The 15,268-nt window shown below is 66.7% G+C and carries 12 protein-coding genes; 8 read left to right on the top strand and 4 right to left on the bottom strand.

All coding sequences use genetic code 11. The features are described 5' to 3' along the window. Positions 1 to 291 precede the first annotated feature (291 nt). The 3 genes from ACV22W_RS25155 to ACV22W_RS25145 all read right to left on the bottom strand — a co-directional run bounded on the left by ACV22W_RS25155 (position 292) and on the right by ACV22W_RS25145 (position 2,706). Complete coding sequence (locus tag ACV22W_RS25155; RefSeq protein ID WP_448022326.1) at positions 292 to 663, bottom strand: nuclear transport factor 2 family protein; 372 nt, start codon at positions 661 to 663, stop codon at positions 292 to 294. Between the two features lie 102 nt (positions 664 to 765). Continuing rightward, positions 766 to 1,365, bottom strand: a complete 600-nt coding sequence (locus ACV22W_RS25150; protein WP_448022329.1) for a hypothetical protein — start codon at positions 1,363 to 1,365, stop codon at positions 766 to 768. A gap of 336 nt (positions 1,366 to 1,701) precedes the next feature. Further along, positions 1,702 to 2,706 carry an AraC family transcriptional regulator gene (locus ACV22W_RS25145; protein ID WP_448022325.1) on the bottom strand — a complete coding sequence of 335 codons (1,005 nt, stop codon included), beginning with the start codon at positions 2,704 to 2,706 and terminating at the stop codon, positions 1,702 to 1,704. A 137-nt stretch (positions 2,707 to 2,843) separates the two neighbouring features. On the opposite strand from ACV22W_RS25145, the gene ACV22W_RS25140 reads away from it, so the two are divergent. Genes ACV22W_RS25140 through ACV22W_RS25130 form a run of 3 tightly spaced genes read left to right on the top strand, consistent with a single transcriptional unit; the run spans position 2,844 to position 6,514 of the window. Next, a complete protein-coding gene (locus ACV22W_RS25140) occupies positions 2,844 to 4,517 on the top strand; it encodes an acyl-CoA synthetase (protein WP_448022324.1) in 1,674 nt (557 codons plus the stop codon). Positions 4,518 to 4,537: 20 nt separating this feature from the next. Continuing rightward, positions 4,538 to 5,305 carry a 3-hydroxyacyl-CoA dehydrogenase gene (locus ACV22W_RS25135; protein WP_448022323.1) on the top strand — a complete coding sequence of 256 codons (768 nt, stop codon included), beginning with the start codon at positions 4,538 to 4,540 and terminating at the stop codon, positions 5,303 to 5,305. An 18-nt stretch (positions 5,306 to 5,323) separates the two neighbouring features. After that, positions 5,324 to 6,514 (top strand): acetyl-CoA C-acetyltransferase, encoded by a 1,191-nt coding sequence (locus ACV22W_RS25130; RefSeq protein WP_448022322.1) that lies wholly within the window; start codon positions 5,324 to 5,326, stop codon positions 6,512 to 6,514. A 112-nt stretch (positions 6,515 to 6,626) separates the two neighbouring features. Here ACV22W_RS25130 and ACV22W_RS25125 read toward each other — a convergent pair whose 3' ends face one another. Continuing rightward, positions 6,627 to 7,319 (bottom strand): TetR/AcrR family transcriptional regulator, encoded by a 693-nt coding sequence (locus ACV22W_RS25125; RefSeq protein ID WP_321852649.1) that lies wholly within the window; start codon positions 7,317 to 7,319, stop codon positions 6,627 to 6,629. Between the two features lie 362 nt (positions 7,320 to 7,681). Here ACV22W_RS25125 and ACV22W_RS25120 point away from each other — a divergent pair, with 362 nt between their 5' ends. The 5 genes from ACV22W_RS25120 to hydA all read left to right on the top strand — a co-directional run bounded on the left by ACV22W_RS25120 (position 7,682) and on the right by hydA (position 14,939). Then, on the top strand, positions 7,682 to 8,962 hold the full coding sequence (locus ACV22W_RS25120) for an allantoate amidohydrolase (protein WP_448022321.1): 1,281 nt from the start codon (positions 7,682 to 7,684) through the stop codon (positions 8,960 to 8,962). Positions 8,963 to 9,091: 129 nt separating this feature from the next. Further along, the gene (locus ACV22W_RS25115; protein WP_448022320.1) at positions 9,092 to 10,429 is read left to right on the top strand and encodes an NAD(P)-dependent oxidoreductase; all 1,338 of its coding nucleotides are present in this window, start codon (positions 9,092 to 9,094) and stop codon (positions 10,427 to 10,429) included. Between the two features lie 90 nt (positions 10,430 to 10,519). Beyond that, on the top strand, positions 10,520 to 11,827 hold the full coding sequence (preA, locus tag ACV22W_RS25110) for an NAD-dependent dihydropyrimidine dehydrogenase subunit PreA (protein ID WP_448022319.1): 1,308 nt from the start codon (positions 10,520 to 10,522) through the stop codon (positions 11,825 to 11,827). 99 nt (positions 11,828 to 11,926) lie between these two features. Further along, positions 11,927 to 13,435 (top strand): NCS1 family nucleobase:cation symporter-1, encoded by a 1,509-nt coding sequence (locus ACV22W_RS25105; protein WP_448022318.1) that lies wholly within the window; start codon positions 11,927 to 11,929, stop codon positions 13,433 to 13,435. A gap of 46 nt (positions 13,436 to 13,481) precedes the next feature. Continuing rightward, positions 13,482 to 14,939 (top strand): dihydropyrimidinase, encoded by a 1,458-nt coding sequence (gene hydA, locus ACV22W_RS25100; protein ID WP_448022317.1) that lies wholly within the window; start codon positions 13,482 to 13,484, stop codon positions 14,937 to 14,939. The last annotated feature ends 329 nt before the right edge of the window (positions 14,940 to 15,268 follow it).

The following is a 15,268-nucleotide window of genomic DNA, read 5'->3' as shown; positions in this document are numbered from 1 at the left end:
GAAACCCCCGCCCGACAAGGCGGGGGTTTTTGCATTGGGGCGGCGGAAATGCACGAGATGACAGAGAGCCGTCCCCATCTTGCAAACTGCATGCTCTCCCGAGGACTCCTTTTCAGCGATCTCGAGAGTGCCTTCGCATCGGCCGCACGCGCTTCACGAACGCTAACGCCGTGGCGCATCTCTTCCTCCCGTCATCGGCAACGGTTGCCGAGCACTGTCGGTGCGCGACAGCGGTAGCATCGGCTCACCTTTCGATCCAGCAGTTTCCTGATTTGCGGGCATGTCGTAAGTTCAACCGATCTGCGATGCATGTCCGGCGACGACACGCCACTCGCTACCCGATCGGCGCCACAGGCGCGTATAGGCGAACATGCCATCGAATGCGTTGCCGTCGAAACGACCGGCAAGCTTCGCCTTCGTCGTGGTGAGGATCATCTCGCCGACCGTCTTCGCCTGAGTCTCCTGGACATCGAGTGTGTCGAGGCGCAGCAGTTTCGCGCGATGCGCGGACAGATCGTCATCTTTCGAAATGACCAGCCCGCTCGGGACGGTGAAGACTAGGTCGTCGTCCAGCAACGTGTCGAGTGTGTCGACGTCGTTGGCGAGCATCGCCGCTCGCAGTGCGGCTTCATACGGTTCGATGACTGCACGAACGGCATCCATATCGGGGCCTCGCAACGGTTCGAAGGGTCCGAATTTCATACGCGACCGGCAATCGGGCTGCGGCGGCCCTCGCATTCCGGCACCAAGGCTATTCGACAGAGGCTACCCCGGTTTCGACAGCGCCTGACGTCGCACCATCATCACCAAGCAGATGCCGATCGACGCGACGATATTGACCGCAGGATAGAACGCGACCGTGACATTCCACGTGCTTAGCGCCAGCAGCACCAATGCGTACTTGAGCACGCACAACGCGAAATACGTGAGGCTCTCGCTCCACGGATCGCGAAGCGTCTTGCGTATGGTCGGTCCCAGGCCGGCAAGCTCGATCAGCGTGACCAGGCAGATCGACATCGTAGGGTCCTCGGTCAGCATCCAGAGCGGAATAGCCGATAGCGCTGCGCACAGGAAGAGCCAATCGATGCGGGTCCAGCCGCGCTCACCTCGAAACAGACTCGCGACGAAAGTCAGAAAGCAGGTCAGTGCGATCGCGGCAGTGCACCATGCAGACGGTCCGGCACCCGCAACGAACTGGCCGGTGGCCGCGATCACCGTGACGACCGACCAGATGAGCCATGTGAACAGGTGCGCCCGAACGGTGCGCCGGTAGATCGCGAGCGCGTACGGAATGGCTGCCGACAGGGACACAGCAGATCCCACGACACCCAGCACTGAAGCGGCACCCTGATCGACAGTCACTATCAACGCGGTCTTGTTCGCATGGGCGGTCAGTATGTGGTCAGGCAGCGCAACGCGCAACTTCGCGCCGGCATGCGGCACCGTCGATTCTGCGCCGTGTCGTTGCCGAAGCCGGAAGCGATTGAACGCCAACAAACTGCAGCGTGATTGCGTGCTCCCAGCCGAATCGAATGCGTGGGGATCGCCTCTTGAAGCAAAAGAGAGCGGTTCTTCCAGAATGTCCTTTGAAGGCCAACAGCTCGAGCAACCGCACGACTGCCGAATTTCACCGCGATCATGCACGTCAGCCTTACCCTTTAGCCCACTCGCACTGAACGTGGCGCACACCCGCGCCGCAATTCAATGCTCCGCCTGCGCCGCATTGACATCCCGCCGAAATGCGCCCGGGCTCGTCCCGGTCCATTTCCGGAACGCGCGATGAAACGCGCTGGGCTCGGTAAAACCGAGTTCCGCCGCGATTTCCGCGACGCTGAGCGTGTGCCCGCGCAGCAGCGACTGGGCCAGCGCACCGCGCAGCTCGTCCTTGATCGACGCGAAGCTCTGCCCCTCGCTGCGCAACCGTCGCCGCAGCGTCGCGGGCGTCGTGCCGAGGCGCACGGCCAGCGTGTCGAAGTCCGGCCACTCGGCGGCCGGTTGCGCTTTCAGATGCGCACGTGTCTTTGCCACCCAGCCGGTGTCGTGCCGATAGCGCACGAGCAGGTTGCCGGGCGCGCCGCGCAGGAAGGTTTTCAGCGCCTGCGCGGAGCGGATCGTCGGCAGCGCGAGGTACGCGGCGTTGAACGCGAGCCGGCTGTCCGGTCGATCGAAATGCACGGGCACGCCGAAGAACTGGTGGTAGTCGCTGCGCTGGTCGGGGCTCGGGCACGCGAAATCGATGCGCTGCAGCGGAATGCGTCGGCCGATCAGCCAGCAGGCGACGCCGAGCAGGATCAGCCAGAACGTCCGGTACGCGAACGCCGAATACGGTGCGCCCGCCTGCGTGAGGACGATCTGCGCCTGGCCGTCGGCGACCACGAGCTCGCCGCGCGGTTCGTCGAGCACCACGCGCAGGAACTGCAGCGCACGCCGCAGCGCTTTCTCGAGCGTACCCGCGTGCAGCACGGCGTGGCACAGCAGCGTGAAGCTGCCGCGCCGCATCGGGCGGGCCGCGAGCCCGAAGAATTCGTCGTCGATCGCGTTGGCGATCGCCAGCCACAGGCGACCGTACTGCTGTGGCGTGACGGGCTCGCGCACGGTGGCCGGCAGGCCGGCCACGCGCAGCACGGGCTCGGTCGGAATCCGTTGCCGGCGCAGGCTCTCGAGCGCATCCTCGACGAAATCCGGCGAGATCATCTGCGGCCCCATTTATTTCATGCCCTCCAGACATGGCAAAAGCGATCACGATTCTAGATTCTGTTTGTCATTGATTGCAATGTGGCGGCTGTCTACCATCATCGATATACCCCCGGCTCGCCGGCGGGCATAACGAACAGGAGACACGCATGCGTGATGGAGCAACCGCCCGGGTGGTGCCGGCCTACGCCGACGCCGTGGCCGGCTTCCGTATCGAGACCGCCGCCGCACATCTGCACAGCGACCTGGAGCAGGGCCTGAACGCCTGCGTCGAATGCTGCGACCGGCATGCGGCGGCGGACGCGAATGCGATCGCACTCGACTGGATCGACGTCGGCGGCCAGCATCGCAGCTTCACGTTCGCGCAGATGCAGGCGCTGTCGGCGCGGGTTGCGAACCTGCTGGTCGAGCAGGGCGTGAAGCCGGGCGACGTGGTGGCCGGCCTGTTGCCGCGCACGCCCGAACTCGTCGCGACGATCCTCGGCACGTGGCGCGCGGGCGCCGTCTATCAGCCGCTCTTCACCGCGTTCGGGCCGAAGGCGATCGAGCACCGGCTGCGCATGAGCGATGCACGGCTGGTCGTCACCAACATCGCGAATCGCGCGAAGCTCGACGAGATCGTCGATTGCCCGCGGGTCGCGACGGTGCGCGAGTCGGGCGACGCGCTGCCGGCGCGCGACATCGATTTCCGCGCGGCGCTCGACGCGCAGTCCGACGTATTCGAACCGGTGCTTCGAAAGGGCGCCGACCTGTTCATGATGATGTCGACGTCGGGCACGACGGGTTTGCCGAAGGGCGTGCCGGTACCGTTGCGCGCGCTGCTCGCGTTCGGCGCGTACATGCGTGACGCGGTGGACCTTCGCGCCGGCGACCGCTTCTGGAACATCGCCGATCCGGGCTGGGCATACGGCCTCTATTACGCGATCACGGGCCCGCTGCTGCTCGGCCATGCAACGACGCTGTACGAGGGTGGTTTCACGGTCGACAGTACCTACGACGTGATCGGACGGCTCGGCATCACGAGCCTGGCCGGTTCGCCGACGGCGTTCCGGATGCTGATGGCGGCCGGTACCGAAGCGGCCGCGCGCCTGAAAGGGCAACTGCGCGTCGTCAGCAGCGCGGGCGAACCGCTGAATCCGGAAGTCGTGCGATGGTTTCACGCGGCGCTCGGCGCGCCGATCTATGACCACTACGGCCAGACCGAACTCGGGATGGTCGTGAACAATCATCACGGACTCGCGCACGTCGTCCATGCCGGCTCGGCGGGTTTTGCGATGCCCGGCTATCGCGTCGCGGTGCTCGACGAAGCCGGTCGCGAACTTGGCCCCGGCGAGCCCGGCATTCTCGCGATCGACATCGCGCACTCGCCGCTGCTGTGGTTCTACGGTTACTGGCAGCAGGACACGCCGGCGATCGCGGGCGGCTATTACCGGACCGGCGACAACGTCGAACTCGAGCCGGACGGTACCGTGAGCTTCATCGGCCGCGCGGACGATGTGATCACATCGTCCGGTTACCGGATCGGTCCATTCGACGTGGAAAGCGCGCTGATCGAGCATCCGGCTGTCAGCGAGGCCGCGGTGATCGGCGTGCCGGACCCGGAGCGCACCGAGATCGTCAAGGCGTTCGTCGTGCTGTCGAAAGGCTTCGACGGCACACCGGCGCTGGCCGAAGAACTTTGCCAGCACGTGAAGCGGCGGCTGTCGGCACACGCCTATCCTCGCGCGATCGACTTCGTCGACGCACTGCCGAAAACCCCGAGCGGCAAGATCCAGCGCTTCGTGCTGCGCAAGCTGGAAGCCGAGAAGACCGCTCACTCCTGAATACTGAATACGGACTGCGAATGAATATCAAGGATCGCGTTTTTCTGATTACGGGCGCCGGTTCGGGCCTCGGCGCGGCGGTGGCGCGCATGGTGGTCGCCGAAGGCGGCAAGGCCGTGCTGCTGGACGTCAATGAAGACGCCGGCACGAACCTCGCGCACGAACTCGGCGCGCCCGCACGCTTCGTGAAGACCGACGTGACGAGCGAAGCCGACGGGCAGGCCGCCGTTGCCGCTGCGCGCGACGCGTTCGGCCGCATCGATGCGCTCGTGAACTGCGCGGGCGTCGCGCCGGGCGAGAAGGTCGTCGGCCGCGAAGGCCCGCATTCACTTGACCGTTTCGCGCGTGCGGTGTCGATCAATCTGGTCGGCACGTTCAACATGATTCGGCTGGCCGCCGACGCAATGTCGAAGCAGGACGCCGACGCGGAAGGCGAGCGCGGCGTGATCGTCAACACCGCGTCGGTCGCGGCGTTCGACGGACAGATCGGGCAGGCCGCGTATGCGGCATCGAAGAGCGGCGTGGTGGGCATGACGTTGCCGATCGCGCGCGAACTCGCGCGGTTCGGCATTCGCGTGGTGACGATCGCGCCGGGCATCTTCGCGACGCCGATGATGGCCGGCATGCCGCAGGACGTGCAGGACGCGCTCGGCAAGAGCGTGCCGTTCCCGCCGCGGCTCGGCCGCCCCGATGAATTCGCGGCGCTGGTGCGCCACATCGCCGAGAATACGATGCTGAACGGCGAAGTCATCCGTCTCGATGGCGCGCTGCGCATGGCACCGCGCTGACACTGGAGGAATGCAATCATGACGACACAGGATCCGATCGTAATCGTCGGCGCGGCGCGCACGCCGATGGGTGGTTTTCAGGGCGACCTGGCCGCGGCCAGCGCGAGCGAGCTCGGCGCGGTGGCGATTCGCGCGGCGCTCGAACGCGCGAACGTGCCCGCCGAGCGCATCGATGAAATCGTGTTCGGCTGCGTGTTGCCGGCCGGTCAGGGGCAGGCACCTGCGCGGCAGGCCGCGCTGAAGGCGGGCTTGCCGCTGGCGACGGGCGCGACCACGGTCAACAAGATGTGCGGCTCCGGGATGAAGGCCGCGATGTTCGTGCACGACCTGCTGCTGGCCGGATCGGCCAACGTCGCGGTCGCGGGCGGGATGGAGAGCATGACGAATGCGCCGTACTTGCTACCGAAGGCGCGCGCCGGGATGCGCATGGGGCATGGCCAGGTGCTCGATCACATGTTCCTCGACGGGCTCGAGGACGCATACGACAAGGGCCGGCTGATGGGCACGTTCGCGGAGGATTGCGCGCAGGCCTACCAGTTCACCCGCGAGGAGCAGGATGCGTTCGCGATCGCATCGTTGACGCGCGCGCAGCGCGCGATTGCAGAAGGACGCTTCGTATCGGAGATCGCGCCGGTGACGGTGAAGGCCGGCAAGACGGAAGCCGTCGTATCGATCGACGAGCAACCGGGCAACGCGAAGCTCGACAAGATTCCGACGCTCAAGCCGGCATTCCGCGAAGGCGGTACGGTGACGGCCGCCAATTCGTCGTCGATTTCCGACGGCGCGGCCGCGCTCGTGATGATGCGTCGCTCGGAAGCGGACCGGCTCGGCCTCGCGCCGAAGGCGGTGATCGTCGGGCATTCGACCTACGCGAACAAGCCGGGCCTGTTCGCGACGGCACCGATCGGCGCGATCCGCAAGCTGTCGGAGAAAACCGGCTGGAACCTGCGCGACGTCGACCTGTTCGAGATCAACGAAGCCTTCGCGGTGGTGGCGATGGCCGCGATGCGCGATCTCGACCTGCCGCACGACAAGGTCAACGTGCACGGCGGCGCGTGTGCGCTCGGCCATCCGATCGGCGCATCGGGCGCACGCGTGATGGTGACGCTGCTGGCCGCGCTCGAAGCGTATGGGCTGAAGCGCGGCGTCGCGTCGCTGTGCATCGGCGGCGGCGAGGCGACGGCGATCGCGATCGAGCGGGTCGCGTAACGCAAGCGCATCGACGCGTCACGCGCGAGACGGCACGCATGCCGTCTCGCGACGCGGGTGGCGGGCATCGTGCCCGTCGCCCGTTTTGCTTTCAGGGGCGTGCGCGATCGCGTTACGCGTTCGCCTCCGGCGACACCGCACCGCACGCACGGATCACGAGCTGTACGACCTGCTCGGTCCTCTCGGCGAACGCCTTCTGCGTGAACGCACGCTTGCCGCTCAGCGCGCGGATCTGCGCATCGAAATCCGCATAGTGCTGCGTGGTCGCCCAGATCAGGTACATCAACGCATGTGCATCGATCGGCGCGAGCAGCCCGCGCGCGATCCAGCCTTCGATCACCTTCACGCGCGTGTCGAACCAGGGCTTCACGCGTTCCGACAGGATGTCCTGCATGTGCGCGGCACCGTGGATGATCTCGTTGGCCCAGACCTTCGAGCCGAGCGGGCGCCGTCGCGACAGATCCATCTTCGCGCGCACGTAGCCGCCGATCGCCTCGACCGGATCGTCGCCGGCCTCGAACGATCCGGCCGCGCGGTGCCAGTCTTCGAACAGGTCGTCGAGCACGCGACGGTATAACGCAAGCTTCGTCGGGAAGTAGTAATGCAGGTTCGCCTTCGGCAGGCCCGCACGTTCGGCGATCATCGCCGTGCTCGCGCCGTCGAGCCCGCGCTCCGCGAATACGGCTTCCGCACAGGCCAGCAGATGCGCTTCGTTGGACTCGCGGATGTGCGCCTTGCGTCGCCGCAAAGGCATGTTCGCTTCGTCGTCGCCGGTGACTTCGGCGGCCGCTTCGTCATGTCTCATCGTTACCCTCGCGCGGCTCGCATGCCGCGTTGCGCTTCATTCTAGCCGCTGGTTCGCATCGAACGCACGTACTCGTCCGCATCGGCGTGCGCGATGCTGCGATGCGGTGGCACGTTTCTCGCTCGCTCGATTCACGCAAGAAAGACATTGCGCTGGGCATTTTGATCGTCTAAAACCTGTCCAATCGGACAGGATTTGATGATCGACGGAATGCAGTGCCGGCAATCTGCGGATCGATCGGACGAATCACGCGAACGATGCACATCTGCACCTCGCCGGTGCGGGTTTGCCCCGACGGCAGCAATGCGCGCACCGGCTGCGACCGGAATGACGGCATGACCGACCCCACAGGAGCGATACGAATGGACGCGGTATCGGAAACAGTGAAGCGGGCAGCATTCGACACGTCGATCAAGGTCGACGGCAGGCGGTTGTGGGACAGCCTGATGGAGGTGGCGAAGATCGGCGCGACGCCGAAGGGCGGCGTTTGCCGCCTCGCGCTGACCGATCTCGACAAGGCAGGCCGTGATCTGATCGTCGGCTGGGCGAAAGCCGCCGGCTGCACGGTGACGGTCGATACGATGGGCAATGTGTTCATGCGCCGCGCGGGCCGCGTGGCCGACGCGGCGCCGGTCGTCACCGGCTCGCACGCGGATTCGCAGCCGACGGGCGGTCGCTTCGACGGCATCTACGGCGTGCTCGGTGGCCTCGAGGTGATTCGCAGTCTGAACGATCACGGCATCGAGACCGAGCATCCGGTCGAGGTCGTGATCTGGACCAACGAGGAAGGCTCGCGTTTCGCGCCGGCGATGGTCGCGTCGGGCGTGTTCGCAGGCGTGTTCCCGCTCGAGTACGGGCTGTCGCGCAAGGACGTCGACGGCAAGACGATCGGCGAGGAACTCGCGCGCATCGGCTACGCGGGCGACGTACCCTGCGGCGGCCGCAAGTTGCATGCGGCGTTCGAGCTGCATATCGAGCAGGGGCCGATTCTCGAAGCGGAGTGCAAGACGATCGGCGTCGTGACCGATGCGCAGGGGCAGCGCTGGTACGAGATCACGTTCACCGGTCAGGAAGCGCACGCGGGGCCGACGCCGATGCCGCGCCGCCGCGACGCGCTGCTCGGCGCATCGCGCGTGGTCGATCTCGTGAACCGGATCGGCCTCGATCACGCGCCGTTCGGCTGCGCGACGGTCGGGATGATGCAGGTTCACCCGAACTCGCGCAACGTGATTCCGGGCCGCGTGTTCTTCACCGTCGATTTCCGTCATCCGGACGACGTCGTGCTCGCGAAGATGGACGCCGCGCTGCGCGACGGCGTCGCGCGCATCGCGGGCGAGATCGGGCTCGACACCGCGCTCGAGCAGATTTTCTACTACAAGCCCGTCGCGTTCGATCCGGCCTGCGTGGCCGCCGTGCGCGGCGCGGCCGATCGCTTCGGCTACTCGCATCGCGACATCGTGTCGGGCGCGGGGCATGACGCGTGCTACCTGGCGCAGGTCGCGCCGACGTCAATGGTGTTCGTACCGTGCGTCGACGGCATCAGTCACAACGAGATCGAGGACGCGACGCCTGCGTGGATCGAGGCCGGCGCGAACGTGCTGCTGCACGCGATGCTGTCGCGCGCATGCGAGCCGGCTTCATGACGGATCGGATCTAGCGCAGCCGGCAGGCTGATCGTCGCCTGACCGTGGCATTCCCAAGCAGGACCGCCCCGACTGTGCATTCGCAGCCGGCGGGGACGGCTTTGTCTCCACCCAGTCGAAGGAACGCGTATGACCACCAAGCCAACCGGCGATATCGCCGCGCATCGCCTGTCGTCCACGCAACTCTCGTGCGAATTCGCCGATATCGCGCCGCTGCTCGATCCGACTGCCGCCGCGGCCGCTGCCAGCCGCTGCCACTACTGCTACGACGCGCCGTGCGTGCAGGCCTGCCCGACGCAGATCGACATCCCGAGCTTCATCCGCAAGATCGGCAACGGCAACCTGAAGGGCGCCGCGACCGACATCCTGTCCGCGAATCCGCTCGGCGGGATGTGCGCACGCGTGTGCCCGACCGAGATCCTGTGCGAAGGCGCGTGCGTGCGGAATCATCAGGATGCGCAGCCGGTCGCGATCGGCGCGCTGCAGCGGCACGCGACCGACTGGGCGATGGCGAGCGGCGCGCTGCGCTTCACGCGTGCGCCCGATACGGGGCGCCATGTCGCGGTGGTCGGCGCGGGGCCGGCCGGGCTCGCCTGTGCGCACCGGCTCGCGCTCGCCGGGCATCGCGTCACGCTGTTCGACGCGCGGCCGAAGGCGGGCGGCTTGAACGAATACGGGATCGCCGCATACAAGACCGTCGACGATTTCGCGCAACGCGAAGTCGAATGGCTGCTATCGGTCGGCGGTATCGCGGTGGAAACGGGTGTCGCGCTCGGCCGCGACGTGACGCTCGACGCGCTGCGCGAGCGGCATGACGCGGTGTTTCTTGCGATGGGCCTGGGCGGCGTGCGCACGCTCGCGATCGACGGCGAGCAATTGACCGGCGTGATGAACGCGGTCGACTTCATCGAGCAGGTGCGGCAGGCCGACGCGCTGGAGAACGTGCCGGTCGGGCGGCGCGTGGTCGTGATCGGCGGCGGCAACACGGCGATCGACGCGTCCGTGCAGAGCCGCAAGCTCGGTGCGGAGCGCGTGACGATGGTGTACCGGCGCGGCGTGGACGCGATGAGCGCGACCTGGGCCGAACGCGAGTTCGCGCAAAAGAGCGGCGTCACGCTCGTCACGCACGCGAAGCCGATGCGCATCGCGGGCGTGGACGGGCACGTGACGGGTGTCGAATTCGAGGCCGCGTCGGGCGAGCGTTTCACCGTCGACGCGGACATGGTGCTGAAGGCGATCGGTCAGACGCTGGCGCCGGACGGTGTCGCGGCCGCGCTGCTGACGGCAGACGGCACGCGCATCGCGGTCGACGCGGACGGACGCACGGCGTTGCCCGACGTGTGGGCCGGCGGCGATTGCGCGGCGACGGACGGCATCGACCTCACGGTGCAGGCCGTGCAGGACGGCAAGCGCGCGGCGGCGGCGATCGACGCGGCGCTCGCGCAGCGCGCCGCCAAGGCCGCGTGAGCACGGCATACGCACCGGCATTGCGCGGATTGCGCGCATGGCGCGCGTCACGCGAACCACGATAAACGCCCCATTTTCACGGAGCCGAACATGGCCGACCTTCGCTGCACCATCGCAGGCATCACTTCGCCGAATCCGTTCTGGCTGGCCTCCGCGCCGCCGACCGACAAGGCGTACAACGTCAATCGCGCGTTCGAGGCAGGCTGGGGCGGCGTCGTCTGGAAGACGCTCGGGCTCGATCCGCACGTCGTCAACGTCAGCTCGCGCTACGGCGCGGTGCAGTGGAACGGCCAACGCATCGCCGGCCTGAACAACATCGAGCTGATCACCGACCGCCCGCTCGACGTGAACCTGAAAGAGATCGCACAGGTGAAGCGCGACTGGCCCGACCGTGCGCTGATCGTGTCGCTGATGGTGCCGTGCAACGAGCGCGACTGGAAATGGGTCCTGCCGCTCGTCGAGGATACGGGCGCGGATGCGGTCGAGCTGAACTTCGGCTGCCCGCACGGGATGAGCGAGCGCGGGATGGGCGCGGCCGTCGGGCAGGTGCCGGAATACGTCGAGATGGTCACGCGCTGGGTCAAGGAAGGCACGAAGCTGCCGTGCCTCGTGAAGCTCACGCCGAACATCAGCGACATCCGGATGGGCTCGCGCGCCGCGTACAAGGGCGGCGCGGACGGCGTGTCGCTGATCAACACGATCAACTCGATCGTCGCGGTGGATCTCGACCAGATGGCGCCGATGCCGACCGTCGACGGCAAGGGCACGCACGGCGGCTACTGCGGCCCGGCGGTCAAGCCGATCGCGCTGAACATGGTCGCGGAGATCGCGCGCGACCCCGAAACGCCGAACCTGCCGATCTCCGGAATCGGCGGGATTTCGTCGTGGCGCGACGCGGCCGAGTTCATGGTGCTCGGCGCCGGCAGCGTGCAGGTATGCACCGCCGCGATGCATTACGGATTCCGTATCGTGTCCGATCTTGCCGACGGGCTGTCGAACTGGATGGACGAAAAGGGCTACGCGACGCTCGACGACGTGCGCGGCCGCGCGGTGCCGAACGTGACCGACTGGAAATACCTGAACCTGAAGTACGACATCAAGGCGCGCATCGACCAGGACCGCTGCATCCAGTGCGGGCTGTGCCATATCGCGTGCGAGGACACGTCGCACCAGGCGATCACGGCCGAGAAGGACGGCGTGCGGCACTTCGAAGTGGTGGACGCGGAGTGCGTCGGGTGCAATCTTTGCATGCATGTGTGTCCGGTCGAGCAATGCATCACGATGGAGCGGGTCGACGCGGGCGATTATGCGAACTGGACCACGCATCCGAACAACCCGGCGCGCGCCGACGCGGGTGCGAGCCCGGCGGAGCCCGCGAAGCACGCGAAGGCGGCCTGACCGGCGGCCGGCGGCGCGGTATCGCCCGCGCTGCTGATTGTGTCCTGTTCTGCCGGCATCGCACGATGCCGGCGCTGACGTTTACGTGGAGCGCGTCCGATGAAACCAGCAGCGATTCCCGCCGATCCCGACAGCGCCGCGGCGCCGGCCGGCAGCCTGTACAACGACGACCTCGCGCCGACGACGGCGTCGCAGCGCACGTGGCGCTGGTATCACTTCGCGGCCCTGTGGGTCGGGATGGTGATGAACATCGCGTCGTACATGCTCGCGGCCGGGCTGATCCAGGAAGGCATGTCGCCGTGGCAGGCCGTGCTGACCGTTTTGTTCGGGAACCTGATCGTTCTCGTGCCGATGCTGCTGATCGGCCATGCGGGCGCGAAGCACGGGATTCCGTATGCGGTGCTCGTGCGCGCGTCGTTCGGCACGCAGGGCGCGAAGCTGCCCGCGCTGTTGCGCGCGATCGTCGCGTGCGGTTGGTACGGCATCCAGACCTGGCTCGGCGGCAGCGCGATCTACACGCTGCTGAACATCCTGACCGGCAACGCATTGCACGGCGCCGCGCTGCCGCTCGTCGGCATTTCGTTCGGGCAGCTCGCGTGTTTTCTCGTGTTCTGGGCGCTGCAGCTGTACTTCATCTGGCACGGCACCGATTCGATCCGCTGGCTCGAGAGCTGGTCCGCGCCGATCAAGGTCGTGATGTGCATCGCGCTCGTTTGGTGGGCGACGTCGCAGGCGGGCGGCTTCGGCACGATGCTGTCGGCGCCGTCGCAGTTCGTCGCGGGCGGCAAGAAGGCCGGACTCTTCTGGGCGACGTTCTGGCCGGGCCTGACCGCGATGGTCGGCTTCTGGGCGACGCTCGCGCTGAACATTCCCGACTTCACGCGCTTCGCGCATTCGCAGCGCGACCAGATGATCGGGCAGTCGATCGGGCTGCCGCTGCCGATGGCGCTGCTGTCGGTGGTGTCGGTCGTGGTGACGTCGGCCACCGTCGTGATCTACGGCAACGCGATCTGGGATCCGATCGACCTGACGAGCCGGATGACCGGCATCGGCGTCGGCATCGCGCTCGTGATCCTCACGCTCGACACGATGTGCTGCAACCTTGCGGCGAATCTGGTCGGTCCTGCTTACGATTTCTCGAGCCTGTGGCCGAAGGCGATCTCGTACCGCACGGGAGGGATGATCACCGCGACGCTCGCGATCGTGATGATGCCGTGGAAGATCCTCGCGACGACGGACGGCTACATCTTCACCTGGCTCGTCGGCTACTCGGCGTTGCTCGGGCCGGTCGCGGGCATCCTGATGGTCGACTACTTCCTGATTCGCGGCACGCGGCTCGATACGCGCGCGCTGTTCGACGAGCGCGGCGACTTCAGCTACGCACGCGGCTGGAACCCGGCCGCGCTGGCGGCGCTCGCGATCGGCGTGCTGCCGAACCTGCCCGGCTTCCTGCATACCGCGTTCCCGGCGTCGTTCCCGAACGTGCCGGCGTTCTTCAACACGCTTTACACGTATGCGTGGTTCGTCGGCCTCGTGCTGGCGTCCGGCGTGTACGGCACCTGGATGAAGTGGCGCGCCGGACAGCGCGCGCAGATCGCGAGCGCGTGATGCGCGAACGCATGCGGCACCCGACAGTCAACGAGGAGGCAACCAAATGGCAATCCTGATTCGCGGCGGCACCGTGGTCGATGCGGACCGCACCTATCGCGCGGACGTACTGTGTGCCGACCCGCAGGACGGCGGCACGATCCTGCAGATCGCGGAAGCGATCGACGCGCCGGCCGGCGCGACGGTGGTCGATGCGCACGACCAGTACGTGATGCCGGGCGGCATCGATCCGCATACGCACATGGAACTGCCGTTCATGGGCACGACGGCGAGCGACGATTTCTACTCGGGTACGGCCGCCGGGCTGTCGGGCGGCACGACCAGCATCATCGACTTCGTGATTCCGAGCCCGAAGCAGCCGCTGATGGATGCGTTCCACGCGTGGCGCGGCTGGGCCGAGAAGGCCGCGGCCGACTATGGCTTTCACGTGGCCGTCACGTGGTGGGACGAATCGGTGCACCGCGACATGGGCACGCTCGTGCGCGAGCATGGCGTGTCGAGCTTCAAGCACTTCATGGCGTACAAGAACGCGATCATGGCCGACGACGAGGTCCTCGTGAACAGCTTCTCGCGTTCGCTCGAACTCGGCGCGCTGCCGACCGTGCACGCGGAGAACGGCGAGCTCGTGTTCCAGTTGCAGAAGGCGCTGCTCGCACGCGGGATGACCGGACCGGAGGCGCATCCGCTGTCGCGTCCGCCCGAGGTCGAGGGCGAGGCCGCGAACCGCGCGATTCGCATCGCGCAAGTGCTCGGCGTGCCCGTGTATATCGTGCACGTGTCGGCGAAGGACGCGGTCGATGCGATCACGCGCGCGCGCAGCGAAGGGCTGCGCGTGTTCGGCGAGGTGCTGCCGGGCCACCTGGTGATCGACGAGTCGGTGTATCGCGATCCGGACTGGACGCGTGCGGCCGCGCACGTGATGAGCCCGCCGTTCCGGTCGGCCGAGCATCGCGAGGCGCTATGGCGCGGGCTGCAGGCGGGGCAGCTGCATACGACCGCGACCGATCATTGCGTGTTCTGCGCGTCGCAGAAGGCGATGGGCCGCGAGGACTTCACGAAGATCCCGAACGGCTGCGGCGGCGTCGAGGATCGCATGTCGGTGCTGTGGCATCACGGCGTCAATCATGGCCGCATCACGCCGAACGAATTCGTGCGGATCACATCGACGAACGCCGCGCAGATCTTCAACCTGTATCCGCGTAAGGGGGCCGTGCAGGTCGGCGCCGATGCCGATCTGGTCGTATGGGATCCCGCCGCGACGAAGACGATCTCGGTGAAGACCCATCACCAGCAGGTCGACTTCAACGTGTTCGAAGGCATGACCGTGCAGGGCGTCGCGACCCATACGCTCACGCGCGGCGCGCTCGCATGGACCGACGGCGAGCTGCGTGCGGTGCGCGGCGCGGGCCGCTATCTGAAACGGCCGCCCGCGGCCGGCTACTACGAGGCTGCGCGCATTGCGAACCGGCTGCGCGAGCCGCATCCGGTCGAACGCTCGGGCTGAGCGACATACGTCGTCCATTGCGCGGGGCGTGTCCGTTCGAACGGCACGCCCCGCGCGCGTTCATGCGGCTCGTCATGTGCATTGCCGCCCCGTCTATTTCCGGCCTCCACTCGATTCTTTCAATATATGGGATCGATCGAACGTCGTCGCGTCCGTTCAACTTGCATGTAAATAGAAAAACTGAGTAAATCGGCGACGCAAACGAAACCGCACGTAGCATGCCTTTTTGTTGGCGTTGTCGTCATGCATGACGGCGAGTAATATCCACCGACGGCGTTACACGCGCGTGCCGGGCCGGGCCGCCTGCCGAGCAGTCCAATAAACATAGA

The organism is Burkholderia sp. AW49-1, from assembly GCF_053427845.1.
Note: the sequence above shows the minus strand (reverse complement) of the source record. Positions and strands in the feature narration are given on the sequence as shown.